Genomic DNA, 14,940 nt, shown 5'->3' with positions numbered 1-14,940 from the left:
TGTTGACCTGAGCGATATTGTGCGGCGTTCCGACAGCACGCTGGAGGCGTTCTGGACCGCGGCATCGGCCCGATGGTCCGCGCCGCTCGAGGTTCTGGTGCGCAGGCAAGGAGGCCCAGGCTTTCGCAAAAGGCTGGAAGCGGCATCTCTGGTGGCTCCCGCCAGGCTGGCCTATCGTGATGACGCCCTGGCGTCAGTGAGCGAATGGCGCCGTCGGGGCGGACGGGTTGCGCTCGTTTCTGACGGGCAAACCGAAGCCACTCGGGCAGTGGCCGCGCACCTCGATCTGTTCGACGAGATTCATGACATTTCCGGACCAAAGGCGGAGCGCGATGGCCACCTCGACGCGCTCTATGGGCCGGGGCGCTATGCCGAATTCGAAAATGTGGTGCCGTCGCGTGCCGCTTTGGAGCCTGACTTGAAGGCGGCGGCCAGCGCGCCGGACAAGTCCCTCAACCGGGTGCCGGCAGCCTTGCGGCTGGTGCGTCCGCACCAGTGGCTCAAGAACTTCCTGATCTTCGTGCCAATGATCGCCGCGCATCACCTTACGCTTGCGGCTTTCGCACAGGCTCTGCTGGCCTTCATCGCCTTCAGCCTGATCGCGTCCAGCACTTACGTCCTCAACGACCTGCTGGACCTCAATGCCGACCGCGCCCATCCCCGCAAGCGGAACCGGCCACTGGCATCGGGTGCGGTCAGTCTGGCACAAGGGACGGTCATGGTGCCGGCGCTGGCCGTGGCGGGCGTGGCGATTGCAATGATGTCCGGCCTGGCACTGCTGGGCATGCTGGCACTCTACTTCGCCGCCACGACGGCCTATTCGTTCAAATTCAAGCGGCTGGTGGTCATCGATATCTGCATGCTCGCGGTGCTCTACACCATGCGCATCCTGGCGGGCAGCGCGGCGACGGGCATACCGAGTTCGGTCTGGCTGCTGGCCTTTTCCATCTTCTTCTTCTTCTCGCTCGCAGCGGTGAAGCGTCAGGCGGAACTGGTTGACGGCATTGCCTCGGGACTGGTGACCGCGCACGGCCGCGGGTACCATGTCGACGACCTTGCCATTGTCAGCAACATCGTGGTTGCCTCGGGGATGGTTTCGGTGATGGTGCTGGCGCTCTATGCCAATTCGGCGCCAGTGCTGCAGCTCTACAGCCGCCCCGAAATGCTCTGGGGTGTCTGCCTGATCCTGCTGTTCTGGAACAGCCGTATCGCCATCCTCACACATCGCGGCGAGATGCACGACGATCCGCTCGTGTTCGCGGCCCGGGACCGCACGAGCCAGCTTTGCGGCCTTGGTATCCTCGCTCTGGGTGTTGCCGGAACGGTCCTGTGAGCCCGCACGTCCTTGCCGCCCGGTATATCGCTTTCGCTGTGCTCGCCACGCTCGCGAACCTTGCCACGCAGCGTCTCGTCTTTACCGGAGCAGGGACCATGCCGCAGCTTGAACCGATCCTCGTTTACTGCACGGCGGTGGCGGCTGGCACCCTGACCGGGTTGCTGCTCAAGTATGTGCTCGACAAGCGCTGGATCTTCCATGACCGCACGCAGGGCCTGCAGGCCCATGGCAGGCAGTTCACGCTCTATGTGCTGATGGGGGTGGCAACGACGGCGATATTCTGGGGCACCGAAACGCTGTTCTGGCTGGTCTGGCACTCGCAGGTCGCGCGCGAGGCCGGTGCGGCCATCGGCCTGTCTATCGGCTATGTCGTGAAGTACAGGCTCGATCGCAAGTTCGTATTCCGTCAGCAAGGCTGGAGCACGGCGCCGTGATACTGTCGGGCTGGGGCCGGTATCCCCGGCAGGAGTGCACTGTCCATAATCCGCGCTCCGAAGCGGACCTGCGGGCCCTGACACGGCAGGGACCGTTGATCGCAAGGGGCAACGGGCGCGGATACGGGGACTGTGCGATCAGCCGCACAGGAACGGCCGACATGCGCCGGTTCAACCGCATCCTTTCCTTCGATGCGCAAACCGGAACACTGGCCGCCGAAGCCGGGGTCCTGCTGGCCGACGTGATCTCGGTCTTCCTGCCGCGCGGCTGGTTCCCTGCGGTAACGCCCGGCACGAAGTTCGTGACGCTGGGCGGCATGGTCGCGGCCGACGTCCACGGCAAGAACCATCACAAGGACGGCAGCTTCGGGCGCTGCATCGAATGGATCGACCTGCTCGGCGCAGATGGAGAAGTCCGCCGTTGCAGCCGGAAGGAGAACGCCGATCTGTTCGCGTGGACGATCGGCGGGATGGGTCTGACCGGAATTGTTGTGAGGCTGGCCTTCCGGCTGCGTCCGGTCGAGAGCGGCTGGATACGCCAGCAGACGCTGCCCGCACCCGATCTCGAAACGGCGATGTCGCTGTTCGAGGAACATGCCGGGGCGACCTATTCAGTAGCCTGGATCGACTGCCTGCATGGCGGCAAGGGGCTGGGACGGTCTTCGCTCATGCTCGGCGAGCACGCACGGCTGGACGAACTCGACGCCCGGAGCGGTGCCCCGTTCGCCACGCCGCGGCGGCGCATGCGCAAAGTGCCGTTCGATGCGGCGCAAATCGCCCTCAATTCCCTGACCGTGCGGGCCTTCAATGCGCTCTATTACCACCGCGCCGTTGCGCAGCGTGGCGAGGCGCTGGTGGACTGGGACGGGTTTTTCTATCCCCTCGACGCGCTTCTGGAATGGAACCGCATCTACGGCAGGCGCGGTTTCGCGCAGTTCCAGTGCGTCATCCCGCTGGAGAGCGCGAAAGCGGGTCTGACCGAACTGCTCCGCACGATCAGCGCCAGCGGGCAGGGTTCCTTCCTGGCCGTGCTCAAGCGGATGGGGCCGAGCGAAGGCCCGATCTCGTTCCCGCGCGAGGGCTATACCCTTGCCCTCGACTTCCCGGTCAATCCGGACGCGCTGGCACTGATGGAACGCCTGGATGCCATCACCATCGATCACGGCGGGCGCTTCTACCTCGCCAAGGATGCGCGCATGAGTGCTGCCACTCTGCGGGCCTCGGACCCGCGAACCCTTGATTTTGCTCAGCTGCGCGAACAGCGCGGCCTCACCCCGTTTCGCTCCAGCATGGCGGAAAGGTTGAATCTGTGACTTCGTCTGTACTCGTGATCGGTGCCCGCTCGGATATCGGCCTGGCGGCGGCCCACCGTTTTGCCACTGCCGGGTACAGCGTGCAGCTTGCCGCGCGCAACGTGGCCCAGCTTGAGGCCGATGCTGCGGACATCGCCCTGCGCCACGGCGTCAGCGTGACAATGCACGAACTCGACCTGCTGGCTGCCGATACCTTCGAAGCCTTTGCCGACAGTCTTCCGGTGCTGCCGCAAGTCGCCATCTGCGCGGTGGGACTGCTGGGCGATCAGGTGGCATCGCAGAGCGATCTGGCTGCGGCCAGTCTCGTCATGCGCAGCAACTATGAAGGCCCGGCCCTGATCACGGGGCTGCTCGCCGAACGCTTCGAGGCGCGCGGCAGCGGAACGCTCGTCGGAATCAGTTCCGTCGCCGGCGACCGCGGCCGGGCCAGCAACTATGTCTACGGCTCGGCCAAGGCCGGGTACACCGCCTTCCTTTCCGGTCTGCGCAACCGGCTGGCGAAGAAGAACGTCCATGTGCTCACGGTCCTGCCCGGCTTCGTGCGGACCCGGATGACCGAAGGCATGGACCTCCCCGCCCGCCTGATCGCCGAACCCGGCCGGGTTGCCGAGGCCATTTTCGCGGCTGTCTTGAAAAAACGCGACGTCATCTATGTGAAGCCGGTCTGGCGGCTTGTGATGGGCGTCATCCGCTCCGTGCCCGAGCGCGTTTTCAAGGGAACGCAGCTGTGACTCCAAGCCGCTCCCCGACAGCCGGACGGATCGCAGTGAGCCGGCCGCTGCTCTTTGCCCTGATTGCCGCAGGGCTTGTGCTGGCGCTGATGTCGGCCTTGCTATTCCAGGCGCCCGAACTGCTCGATCGACACAAGGTCCTGACAGACTTCGATGCCTTCCACATTGCCGGCCGCCTGGCGGCCGACGGCCGGGCAAATGCGGCCTACCACATCCGTGACATGCTGACGGCTCAGCGCGAGGCGTCGGGCACTCAGAGCTTCATGCCCTGGACGTATCCGCCACCGTTCACGCTAATGATGCAGGGGCTGGCCAGCCTGCCCATCGGCCTGGCCTTTGTCTTCTTCACCCTGTCGAGTTTCGCATTTTACCTGTGGGTTCTTCGCCGGATCGCAGGCGAGACGTTCCCGGCGGCGATCGTCGCCGTGATGCCGGCCGTCATCCTCAATCTGAGAACCGGGCAGAACGGCTTTCTGATCGCCGGGTTGATCGGGTCTTTTCTCCTCGTCTCCCGCGACAAGCGGATGGCCGCCGGGTTGCCGCTGGGGCTGCTGATCATCAAGCCGCATCTCGCCGCCGGCGTTGGGCTTGTCACCTTGCTGCAGCGCCGCTGGCCGGTGCTGTGCCTCGCGGCTGCGGTGGCCCTCAGTCTGCTCGGTCTTTCCACCTGGGCCTATGGAATGGGCATATGGTCCGACTTCGGGAGCGCCGTGCGCGAGGCGAGTGGATTTCTGGCTCAGGGCTATTATCCCCTTTACCGCATGAGTTCGATCTATGCGGCAGCCTACACCCTCGGGTTCGGTGCTGCGGGCGCGATGGCGCTGCAGGTCATCGGCGCCCTTGCCGCACTCGGGCTGCTCGGCTGGGCCTGCCTGCGTGGGCTGGCCTATCGCCATCTTGCCGCGCTCACTTGCGCGGCATCCCTGTTCGTCAGCCCCTATGGCTACGACTACGACCTGACGATCCTGGGTGTCGGGCTGGCCTTCGTCATCCCCGATCTTCTGGAACGGTGCAGCGGATGGGAAGTGCTGTCGCTGCTTCTGATGAGCTGGTTCGTATGCGGTTTCGGTCTGGGGTGGAGCGCGGTCGTGCCGGAAGAGACAAGGGCCGAAAGCGCCGGAGTTACCTTGATTGCCCCGATGCTCGTGTTCCTGTGCTGGCGCACGGCCCGTTTGCTGTGCCGAAGCAATGATCATGCAACCGGGTCCCACACCAATTGGCCTGCTGCCGGTGCAGTGGTCCCTGAATGAGGTGTTCTCATCAACCGGGGAATGCTGATGCAACACAGGAAGCTCTGTCGCGGGTTCAGGCCTGAAGCGGCATAATGGGCGCAAGAGTATGCCGCGACGGCCATTTCGCGGTTTCTGGCATTGGCCGAGTGGATACCACGCCCCGGTTAATGGATCAGATTCATACTGGCAGCGCCTTACAATTTTGAAATGCTGGCAATCTCCACTTGAAAGATGGAATTTGCCTTTTAGAAGCGAGCCATTACTTTAGGCGTCCCCACACCGCAGTTTCCACGACACAACATTTGCTGCTGGGATGATAGGCCGGATATCCTATTCGGCTAGTCAGTCGCCTCGCATGGATTTGTCCGAAGAAAATCGGTTCGTGCGAGGTGATGATTGGCAGATCCGAATGCTTAGAATCCAGATTGCTTCATCGCGGCGTGATATCCGCGAATTCATAGATTTGCCTTCCCAAATATACTCAAAATTCGATACATTTGTTGCACCGCTGCGGATGGATCGTGGCCTTATGCTCGACCCCAAACAAAGCGCGGCGTGGAAGCGGTCCAGAATACGCTATTGGATTGCCCGGATTGATGGCCAGTCGGTAGGGCGCATCTCTGCACAGATTGACGAAACGATCCCTATCGGCGTTGCCTCCGGATCGGGAATGTTCGGCTGCCTGGATGCAATCGACGACGAGCGAGTAGTTGCGTCACTAATGGAAGCAGCGCGCCAATGGCTGGAAGAGCAGGGCTGCACGTACATGTATGGCCCCTGCTCCCTGAACATGAACGAAGAGCCTGGACTGCTTGTCGAAGGAGCCAACGAGCCTGCCATGACATTGTGCCCCTGGCATCCCCCCTACCTCGGCGAGCATCTCGATCACCTCGGTTTCTCACGGGTGCGGGATCTGCACAACTGGCGCCTCGATCTGGATCAGGGCCCACCGGCCATCCGGCAAGGCCATTCGGCGCTGTCCAAGCGCATTCCCAACCTCACCGTCCGGCATCCCTCACGCGCCACTTATGCCGCGGATATCCAGATCCTCTGCGATATCTATAACGACGGCTGGCGGGACAATTGGGGCTTTATCCCGCTTGCCCCCGCTGATCTCGCTGGCCTTGATCAATTGATGAAATGGCTTGTGCCGCGCGAAGCCTTCAAGATCGTGGAACTTGATGGTGTGCCAGTCGCCGCGACACTGCTTATTCCGAACCTGTTCGAACTGACTCGTGGCATTCCGCCCACCCCCGGTCCGCTGCAATGGCTCAAGATCCTGTGGCGCGCATGCAATCATCGCTTCCAAAGTGGGCGCATCATCATCACCGGGGTTGCCTATCGGCTGCGCGGAACGCTAGTCGGTTCCGCGATAGCGTCACTGCTGGTAGATGAACTGATCGCCAGTCATCAGGCACTGAAGGGGCATTGGGTGGAAGCAGGCTGGGTACTGGAAAACAATCACGCGCTCATCCAGATTCTGGAGAGGTTTAATTTTCGGCGGAGCAAGACCTTCCGCATCTACGGCAAGGACACTGCTCCTGCTCCGACAACCCTTTGATTTGAGAACACTTTCGCATGGCAACCACCGACTCTCTTCCGCCGGCTGAATGGCCGGATCTGCCCGAGCCCTACACAGTAGACCAGTTGCTCGACATCATCGTCACATCGACCAAGCTGGAACGGACAGCACTGACGCCTGACGCCACCCTGGATTCCCTGAACATCGCGTCCCTGGACATGGTCGACATCCTCTTTGCCATGGAAGAAAACTTCAACGTTTATATTCCGATGGGCGACGAGTTGAGCAACGTTACATATGTTGCAGATCTCGTGGAACTGCTGTCCGTGCTAATCCGGGAAGGGACCTCAGCACCGGGCTCAACCTCCTGATGCACCGTGTTGCAGTGACTGGAATGGGTGCTATCAGTGCCACTGGCATAGGCATTGATGCGTTATGGGAAGCCGCGCGTACAGGCAGCTCAGGCGTAGGGCCCATCGTATTAGAGCACGCTCGCGGCAATCGCATCCATATCGGCGCGGCGGTGAGCTCCTTCGATCCGGCTGTGCACATAGATGAAGCTTCCTTGCGCACCTGTGACCGCCACGCGCAATTCGCGGTTGTGGCCGCCCGCGAAGCCATTGCAGCGGCGGGACTGGCCCCGTCACAATTGCTTGGCAACAGGACAGCGGTAATCCTGGGAACCGGTGCCGGCGGGATTGGCACTCTTGATGACGGATGCCGCGCCTATTATTCCGGCGAGCGGTTCGATACGTTTGCAGTCCCCCGGGGCATGGCAAGTTCCGCCTCGTGCCACCTCAGTATTGCCCATGGCATTACGGGACCGACCTTCGCGGTAACCAGCGCATGCGCTTCTGCCAGTCAGGCGATCGGCATTGCGGCCCAGTTAATTCGATCCGGGCTGATTGACCGCGCCATCACCGGCGGTGCGGAAGCATGCCTGACTCCGGCAACGATGCGCACCTGGGAATATCTGCGTGTCCTCACTGCCGATGCATGCAGACCCTTTTCAGTCGGTCGCAGCGGCATGGTCATTGGCGAAGGCGCCGGCATCTGCATCCTCGAGTCCGAGGATGCCCTGCTCGCGCGTGGCGGCCGGGCACAGGCTTGGCTTTCCGGGTTCGGAACGTCGAGCGATGCCCGTGACATGGTTCAACCGGACGTTGACGGTGCCGCAAGTGCAGTTTCCGCGGCTCTTACCGATGCCGGGCTGACGCCTGAAGCAATCGGCTACATCAACGCCCACGGAACGGGAACTGTCGCCAACGATATCAACGAAGCGCTGGCACTAAGGGCAGTCTTTAGTGACAGTCTCGACACGATACCGTTGTCATCCAGCAAACCCATCATTGGCCATACCCTGGGTGCTTCCGGGGCGCTGGAGCTGCTGATCACGATTCGCGCGTTGCAAGAACAAACCATCCCGCCCCAAATAAATTGCCGCGGTATTGACCCCAAATGCGCCCTGAACATCCAGCTCGACGAGCCCGCCGGCCATTCGTTCGACGCCGCCTTGTCCAACTCATTCGCATTCGGTGGAATCAATGCTGCCCTGATTGTTGGCCGCGCGAACTGAGCGCTCCCGCGGTCAGATTTTCATCTCGGTCAGGAAATCCAGCACGTCATCGCAGTAGGCCTGCTCGGTAAGGCTGGCCGCAATGGGAACGCCCCGCCGCTGCCCGGTTGCAGGGAGACCAGTGATCGCCCGTTCCCAGCCGATTTCATCATCGGTTGGCAGAAATATGGTCGCGTCATTTCCAACTTCGCGATGTGCTGCAATATCGGATGCAACAGTCGGAACAGCCAGGGCATTCGCCTCCAGCACTGGCAGCCCGAATCCTTCAGCCAGCGACGGACACAACATGCCAGTTGCCCCCAGCGTGAGCGACGCCAAGGCAGCACTGGAAAGTCCCGAAACAATATGCACGTGCGCCTGGAGAACGGGGTCGTGATCAAGCGGCGCGAGAATGCGTTCTGAATCGTAGCCACGCGCACCAACCACGATCAAGTGAGGTGCCTCAACCCCCATGCGTTTGATCAGACGCTTCCAGACGCGCAACAGCAAATCATGATTCTTCCGCGGCTCGATAGTCGAAACCACGAGAAAATAGTTCACATTGTCGAGCTCCGGCACGCTCATTTCCGCCTCGGCATAAGCATCAGGCAAGGGCAACGAACGCACCAGGCTAGGCACTCCGATCCGCCCATACTCCTGCAGCGCAGCATCTATTCCAGCACGCGCGTATTCGGTATTGAAAAGGAGGCAGTCCGCATGGCGTGCAGCCGTCTTCACCATACGGGCGTGATGACCAACCGCTGCCTTGCTCACCAAATGCGGGTATTCCAATGGAATGACATCATGCAGCATGATTGCGCAAGTAAGATCGCGTCGCTCTTCGAGCCAAGCGTGAAATATCGGTACGGCAAGACCGAGTTGTCCAATGTTCACATAGACCGCACCACGGGGCACTGACCTCTTCGCAGAACGGCCCAGTTTCAAGCCCGTCACGAGCAGCAAGTCAACAATCCGTCGAACTTTGCCAGCCAGCGAAAGCCGTGCTGGAGAAGCCGTGACCTGGTGTACCGCAAAGGGCTCTTGAATCCGTTCAATCAAAAACTGTAATTGCGGGTCGCGAGAACCGGCAAGGTCTTCGGACCAGAGCTGCTGCAACTTCTCCAGCAACTGGCGAACCACCTTCGCCGGATAGGCGCGTGTTCCCCATGGAGTGGGCAAGATCCCCAGGTTGCGCGTATTTTCGTGCTCGAAGACGTGCAGTGCTAATGCCAGATCAACCCGGTCAATCCCTCGCGGTGTCAAAAAGAGCGGCCCAATGAACAGCCGCGTGAGATCGTAGGCAATAATGCGCGACATGACTGCTTTCAGAGCGAAAGGGTAAGAATGCGATCCACAGATCCATCCTCAATCTTGCCGCCGCACCCCTTCCAGATAACGCGCATAGGCACTCTTACCGTGGCGCGCGATTGAATGCTCCAGGCCTGCGTCGTCTATGAAGCCCAACCGCCAGGCAATCTCTTCAGGACACGCGATCTTCATGCCCTGCCTGCGTTCGAGCGTTGCAACAAATTCTCCGGCCTCGAGCAGGCTGTCGGGCGTACCCGTATCCAGCCATGCATATCCCCGGCCCATGACCTCGACATTAAGTTCACCGCGATCCAGATAGGCTTGGTTCACGTCGGTGATCTCGAGCTCTCCGCGCGGCGAAGGCGCCAGGTTTGCTGCGATGTCGACGACTTGCGCGTCGTAAAAGTACAGCCCGGTTACGGCCCAGTGGGATCGGGGCTGTTCCGGCTTTTCCATGATCGAGATGGCACGCATTTGTTCGTCGAACTCGACGACGCCATACCGCTCCGGATCAGCGACATGGTAAGCGAACACGGTAGCACCCGATTTTCGCCTCGCCGCGCTGCGGAGGATGCCGGGCAAGCCGTGACCAAAGAAGATATTATCACCCAAAACGAGGCAAGAAGGCCCCCCGTCGACGAAATCCGCACCGATCGTGTAGGCCTGCGCCAGCCCTTTTGGTTCAGGTTGCACAGCATAGATAAGTTCTATGCCCCATTGCGAACCATCACCGAGCAAGGACTGGAACATGGGGGCGTCGTGAGGCGTCGTAATTATCAGAACTTCACGAATGCCCGCTAGCATCAGTGTCGTCAGCGGGTAATAGATCATCGGCTTGTCGTAGACCGGCATCAATTGCTTGGATGCAGCCATGGTCATCGGATAGAGCCGCGAGCCACTCCCCCCCGCAAGAATTATACCCTTCATAGCCATTACGTCCTTTGCGCCACGAGGCGGTCGATTACTTCCGTCAGCGAATACCGCCAATCGGGCAAGCGGAGCCCGTGGACGGCGGCAAGCCGCGAGCAGTCCAGTCGCGAATTGGCAGGGCGGGCGGCCGCTGTCGGATAATCCGCCGTCGAGATTGGGCGAACACGCGCCGTGGGGCCGCCACGCGCGGCCGACAGGGCAAAAATCTCTTCCGCAAGTCCGGCCCAGCTGGTTTCGCCACTGCCCGCCATGTGAAACACCCCCCGCATGGCGGGATCATCGCTTGTAGCAAGGTTCCCAGCCACCCGGATAACCGCATCGGCAATGGCCAGCGCACTTGTCGGATTGCCAAACTGGTCCGCAACCACTCCCACTTCTTCGCGGCTTTCTGCAAGGCGCAACATGGTCTTCACGAAATTCGCGCCAAACGGACTGTAAACCCAAGCTGTGCGCAACACAGCGCTGTTCGGACTGGCGGCCAGCACCTTCCGTTCGCCCGCAAGCTTCGATGCACCGTAAACGCCCATTGGCCCGGGCGGGTCATCTTCGTTCCATGCCCGCGTACCCTCGCCTGAAAACACATAGTCGGTCGAAAGGTGCAGCAGAGGCACGCCGAGAGCCGTCGCAGCAGCGGCAACGTGCCCTGCACCGGCCGCATTAACGGCGAACGCAAGCTCGCGTTCGCTCTCAGCCTTGTCGACCCCAGTGTACGCTGCGGCCGATACGATCACATCAGGCGTCGTGCGTTCCAGTGCAGAAAGGATTGCCGCCGCGTTCCCGCTCGCAAGGTCCAATTCGGGCCGCCCGGCGGGCACGACCACATGGCCGGCTGCTCCGCCCCGCTCGATCAGGCTTTGCACGACCTGGCCATTGTGACCGGTTACAACGAACCTCATGCCTTTTGCGGCTCGGTCAGGCCAAGCCGCTGGCCATCATAACTGTCGCGCAGGGGACGCCACCACCACTCGTTTTCAAGATACCAGCGAACGGTTTTTTCGACGCCCGTTTCGAAATTTTCCTGCGCCCGCCAGCCGAGTTCCTCCTCCAATTTGGTGGCATCGATCGCATAGCGCGCATCATGACCAGGACGGTCGGTAACAAATTCAATCAGTTCATGGCGCGGCGCGCTGCCAGGCACCATGCGATCAAGAACCGCACAGATCTGACGCACCACATCGATATTGCGGCGTTCGTTGCGGCCGCCGACATTGTATGTCTCACCCAGCCGCCCCTGTTCTGCGATCAGATCAAGCGCTCGGGCATGATCTTCAACGAAAAGCCAGTCACGCACGTTTTCACCTTTGCCGTAGACCGGCAGCGGCCGTCCGGCGAGCGCATTAAGTATGGTGAGTGGTATCAGCTTTTCCGGAAAGTGGAATGGCCCGTAATTGTTCGAACAGTTCGAGACGATCACCGGCAATCCGTATGTACGCTGCCATGCCTTGGCGAGGTGATCGGAAGAGGCCTTGGTCGCCGAATAGGGAGACGAGGGATCATAAGGCGTCGTTTCTTCAAACAGGCCCTCATCGCCAAGCGAGCCATAGACTTCGTCCGTCGAGACGTGAAGAAACCGGAATGCATCTCTCGCCTGCGATTCCAGCCCCATCCAGTAGCCGCGCGCGGCCTCCAGCAACGTGAAGGTGCCGATCACATTGGTCTGCACGAAATCCGCGGCACCGGTGATGGAACGATCCACATGACTCTCGGCGGCCAGATGCATCACCCGATCCGGACGAAAATCTGCGAATGCCTGCTCCATCACCGCGCGATCACAGATATTGGCATGGGCGAAGGCATAACCGTTGTGCCCATCCACTGCTTTTAGTGAAGCAAGATTGCCGGCGTAGGTCAGCGCATCGATGTTGAGTACCTGATAGCCCTTGTCGAGCACGAGGTGCCGCACCACCGCCGAACCGATGAACCCGGCCCCGCCTGTAACAATTACGCGCACGGTGTCAGCCTTTCATTGAAAAGTAGGGTGGCAAGTCAGCCAGCAGAGGCTGCTGGCGATCCTTGGCAGAAAGCGTCTCTGGGTCCGCTTGCGCCGGCCATTCAATCCCGATCGCCGGGTCATTCCATGCGACCCCCTTGTCGTCCGGTTGCGAATAGACAGCAGTAACCTTGTAGTTCACGATGGTATCAGGAACGAGCGTGCAGAACCCGTGAGCGAAGCCTGGCGGGATCCACAACTGATTTCCTGTCTCCGGCGACAACGTGACGGCTGCCCAGGCTCCGTAACTTTCCGAGTCATGACGCAGATCCACAGCCACATCGAAAATCGCGCCACGGGTACACCGTACCAGTTTTCCCTGCGCGAACGGGACCGTCTGGAAATGCAGTCCGCGTACCGTACCAACCCGCGCACTAAGCGATTCATTCTCTTGCACCAAATCGCAATCGCCGGCGCGGTTCCGGAATTCAGCAAGACGGAAAATTTCCGAAAAATAGCCGCGCTCATCCCCCAACCGCTTTGGCTGAATTTCAAGCAGGCCGGGAATGGACAGCTCTACAAATTGCATTACATCTCACCTAAATAGAAAATATAGAACAATAAATAGAATATTAACTTGAAACACTATGCTCCCTTACACCGGCAACCATCAACCATCCAATGGCATAAGCTATTGCGAGAGAGAAAAATACGGTCATAACTATACGACCTCGCTCCGGAAATAATGATTTTACCGGAACATTCGGCTGAACAACACTTATCAGGTAAAGCTGCTGCTTGCGCGCTTCCGCCAGCGCCTCCTGATAAGCAGCAGCAGCAGCGATATACCTTTTGCCCGCGAACTCCTGCCGAATGCCGAGTTCTTCGTATGAACCCAGCTTGGTGGCGATAGTGTTCCCGCCGCCAGTGCTGGCAAGCTTTGAGCTCTGCGACGCAACCTGCATCTCAAGCGAATGCACCTGTGCAGCAAGTGCCCGGTATTGAGGGCTCGCATGGCTTACAAAGCCTTCCATTGCGGCCAAGTTGGCCTTGGCCATGGCAAGATTTGCCGTCAACTCGGTCACCAATCCAATCTGGGCCTTCCCGGTCCCAGCCGGATCGATATCGTCATGAATACGGCGAAAGGCCGTCATCTGGGTCTGGATCTTTGACATGTCCTGTTCGGCAGCCGCGAGTTCGCGAGACGCCGCGCTCACCGCGTCACTGCTTGTACGCTCGTTGATGCGGTTTACTTGCGCCTCCCCCATAGAGAGCAACTTCTTCGCCAGAGCATATGCGTCGTCAGGTCGAAAAGCCCTTACGGAAAGCGACGATATACCCTTGTCCGCGTCGAATTCGACTGTCACATGTTTGTTGTAATACCTGAGAAGATCTTCAGGCGTGGGCTCTTTGTGCCGAAGGCGGCTCAGCAGATCGATGCTATCGCGCTGAAACCGTTCCACCAGCGAATCTTCCTTTCGCAATTGGGACACGGCATCCTGGCTCAGGAGATAGTCCTCAACTATCCGCGCCTCCGAATGGGATTCACTCGCACCTATACTGAAGCCCAGGATCTGGCCGACGCCTGCACCACCAGTTGCATTTGCTCCCGCCCTGCGCACCACAAAATCCGCCCGGGATTCGTATTGATCCGATGCAACCAGGTAGTAATAGGCTGCCACCAGGGCGGTCGGCAGGATAACCAGGCCCAAGAACCAGCGGTAGGCATACAGTGCCGCACTCCAGCGCCCTTTTGCCGCAGCTTCCACGTCATATTGCGACGCGCCCGCCGGTCGGATGATCCCACTCATTTTACTGGAAACCTTTGTAAAATAAAGATAATTACTCAACTAACCTGCAACTTGTATTTCAACTTCCGGATCAGCACGAGACCCACAAAGGTCAATCCGGCACAAACTGCGATGGCATACTCGGGAAACATGTAGTCCGCCGACGCCCAGCGAAACTGACCATACCGGGCAATTTCAAACATGGTTGCCATCGGGTTCCACGCCATGAATGCACGAAACTTGAGCGGCAGGAACGACATAGTCCAGAATGCACCGCTCAATGGCACCATGAAATACGAAATAGGGTGCACAAACCGCCCCAGCGCATGACTGCCATATGTCACTCCGGCCACAATCAGCGACAACGCAAATGACCACCACGTCACCAGCAACGCCCCGAACATCAGATAGAGTGGCCGTGCAGGAGGATCAGCAATGCCAAGGAGAATGCCGATCGTCAGCAAAACGATGAGCGAAGACACACAGCCCAGGCACTCGATCACCGCTTTGGCGATCATGATGTCGATCGGCTTGATCATCTTGTGGTGGAACAATGAACTATTGCCCTCGATTGCACCTTCTGCGCGATTGAATATCCCGCGAAAAATGATGAACAGGCAATATCCTACCAGCGTAAACGGAAATGGCGCCAGGGAAGTGAAGCCCTCATCAACAGAGGCCACATAATGCACCGTACTGATCACTGTTGCGAGCATCATCGGCTCACCGATCAGCCATAGGTAGCCAATGTTGTCACGTCCAAATCGGACGTGAAGCTCCCGCATTATCAATGCTTTAAGAACCGCAAGCTGTGTTGCAAGAGGGGATTGCCCCGGGGGTTGGGGGGAAGCAGGCATGC

Annotated in this window: 15 protein-coding genes; 8 read left to right on the top strand and 7 right to left on the bottom strand. The window is 59.8% G+C overall.

What is annotated here, in order from left to right; translation table 11 throughout:
• The first annotated feature begins 19 nt into the window (after positions 1 to 19).
• The 8 genes from MTR64_RS18795 (at position 20) to MTR64_RS18760 (ending at position 8,144) form a co-directional block, all read left to right on the top strand.
• The gene (locus tag MTR64_RS18795) at positions 20 to 1,333 is read left to right on the top strand and encodes a UbiA family prenyltransferase (RefSeq protein WP_243996053.1); all 1,314 of its coding nucleotides are present in this window, start codon (positions 20 to 22) and stop codon (positions 1,331 to 1,333) included.
• The gene (locus tag MTR64_RS18790; RefSeq protein WP_243996052.1) at positions 1,330 to 1,770 is read left to right on the top strand and encodes a GtrA family protein; all 441 of its coding nucleotides are present in this window, start codon (positions 1,330 to 1,332) and stop codon (positions 1,768 to 1,770) included. Before MTR64_RS18795 ends, MTR64_RS18790 begins: the two co-directional genes overlap by 4 nt.
• Positions 1,767 to 3,083 (top strand): FAD-binding oxidoreductase, encoded by a 1,317-nt coding sequence (locus tag MTR64_RS18785; RefSeq protein ID WP_243996050.1) that lies wholly within the window; start codon positions 1,767 to 1,769, stop codon positions 3,081 to 3,083. Before MTR64_RS18790 ends, MTR64_RS18785 begins: the two co-directional genes overlap by 4 nt.
• A complete protein-coding gene (locus MTR64_RS18780; RefSeq protein ID WP_243996048.1) occupies positions 3,080 to 3,814 on the top strand; it encodes an SDR family oxidoreductase in 735 nt (244 codons plus the stop codon). Before MTR64_RS18785 ends, MTR64_RS18780 begins: the two co-directional genes overlap by 4 nt.
• Positions 3,815 to 3,849: 35 nt before the next feature.
• Entirely contained in the window at positions 3,850 to 5,064 is a 1,215-nt protein-coding gene (locus MTR64_RS18775; protein ID WP_243996047.1) for a glycosyltransferase family 87 protein, read from the top strand.
• Between the two features lie 337 nt (positions 5,065 to 5,401).
• Positions 5,402 to 6,607 carry a hypothetical protein gene (locus MTR64_RS18770; protein ID WP_243996046.1) on the top strand — a complete coding sequence of 402 codons (1,206 nt, stop codon included), beginning with the start codon at positions 5,402 to 5,404 and terminating at the stop codon, positions 6,605 to 6,607.
• A 17-nt stretch (positions 6,608 to 6,624) separates the two neighbouring features.
• Positions 6,625 to 6,939 (top strand): acyl carrier protein, encoded by a 315-nt coding sequence (locus tag MTR64_RS18765; protein ID WP_243996044.1) that lies wholly within the window; start codon positions 6,625 to 6,627, stop codon positions 6,937 to 6,939.
• Positions 6,939 to 8,144, top strand: coding sequence for a beta-ketoacyl-[acyl-carrier-protein] synthase family protein (locus MTR64_RS18760; RefSeq protein WP_268741016.1), 1,206 nt, complete (start codon positions 6,939 to 6,941; stop codon positions 8,142 to 8,144). The genes MTR64_RS18765 and MTR64_RS18760 overlap by 1 nt, the downstream gene beginning before the upstream one ends.
• 12 nt (positions 8,145 to 8,156) lie before the next feature.
• Here the strand turns inward: MTR64_RS18760 and MTR64_RS18755 are convergent, their stop codons facing one another.
• From MTR64_RS18755 to MTR64_RS18725, 7 genes are read right to left on the bottom strand one after another with little or no spacing between them, the layout of a single operon-like run.
• A complete protein-coding gene (locus MTR64_RS18755; protein WP_243996040.1) occupies positions 8,157 to 9,440 on the bottom strand; it encodes a glycosyltransferase in 1,284 nt (427 codons plus the stop codon).
• Between the two features lie 48 nt (positions 9,441 to 9,488).
• Positions 9,489 to 10,358, bottom strand: a complete 870-nt coding sequence (gene rfbA, locus MTR64_RS18750; RefSeq protein WP_243996038.1) for a glucose-1-phosphate thymidylyltransferase RfbA — start codon at positions 10,356 to 10,358, stop codon at positions 9,489 to 9,491.
• A gap of 5 nt (positions 10,359 to 10,363) precedes the next feature.
• The gene (rfbD, locus tag MTR64_RS18745; protein ID WP_243996036.1) at positions 10,364 to 11,257 is read right to left on the bottom strand and encodes a dTDP-4-dehydrorhamnose reductase; all 894 of its coding nucleotides are present in this window, start codon (positions 11,255 to 11,257) and stop codon (positions 10,364 to 10,366) included.
• Positions 11,254 to 12,312, bottom strand: coding sequence for a dTDP-glucose 4,6-dehydratase (gene rfbB / locus MTR64_RS18740; protein WP_243996035.1), 1,059 nt, complete (start codon positions 12,310 to 12,312; stop codon positions 11,254 to 11,256). Before rfbB ends, rfbD begins: the two co-directional genes overlap by 4 nt.
• A 4-nt stretch (positions 12,313 to 12,316) precedes the next feature.
• Entirely contained in the window at positions 12,317 to 12,880 is a 564-nt protein-coding gene (gene rfbC, locus MTR64_RS18735; protein WP_243996034.1) for a dTDP-4-dehydrorhamnose 3,5-epimerase, read from the bottom strand.
• Positions 12,881 to 12,923: 43 nt separating this feature from the next.
• Positions 12,924 to 14,141, bottom strand: coding sequence for a lipopolysaccharide biosynthesis protein (locus MTR64_RS18730; RefSeq protein ID WP_243996033.1), 1,218 nt, complete (start codon positions 14,139 to 14,141; stop codon positions 12,924 to 12,926).
• Positions 14,138 to 14,938: an ABC transporter permease gene (locus MTR64_RS18725; protein ID WP_268741015.1), complete on the bottom strand. Its 801-nt coding sequence runs from the start codon at positions 14,936 to 14,938 to the stop codon at positions 14,138 to 14,140. Before MTR64_RS18725 ends, MTR64_RS18730 begins: the two co-directional genes overlap by 4 nt.
• Between the last annotated feature and the right edge of the window lie 2 nt (positions 14,939 to 14,940).

The organism is Novosphingobium album (ex Hu et al. 2023), assembly GCF_022832385.1.
GTDB classification, from domain to species: domain Bacteria; phylum Pseudomonadota; class Alphaproteobacteria; order Sphingomonadales; family Sphingomonadaceae; genus Novosphingobium; species Novosphingobium album.
This window is presented reverse-complemented; position numbering and strand designations above follow the sequence as displayed.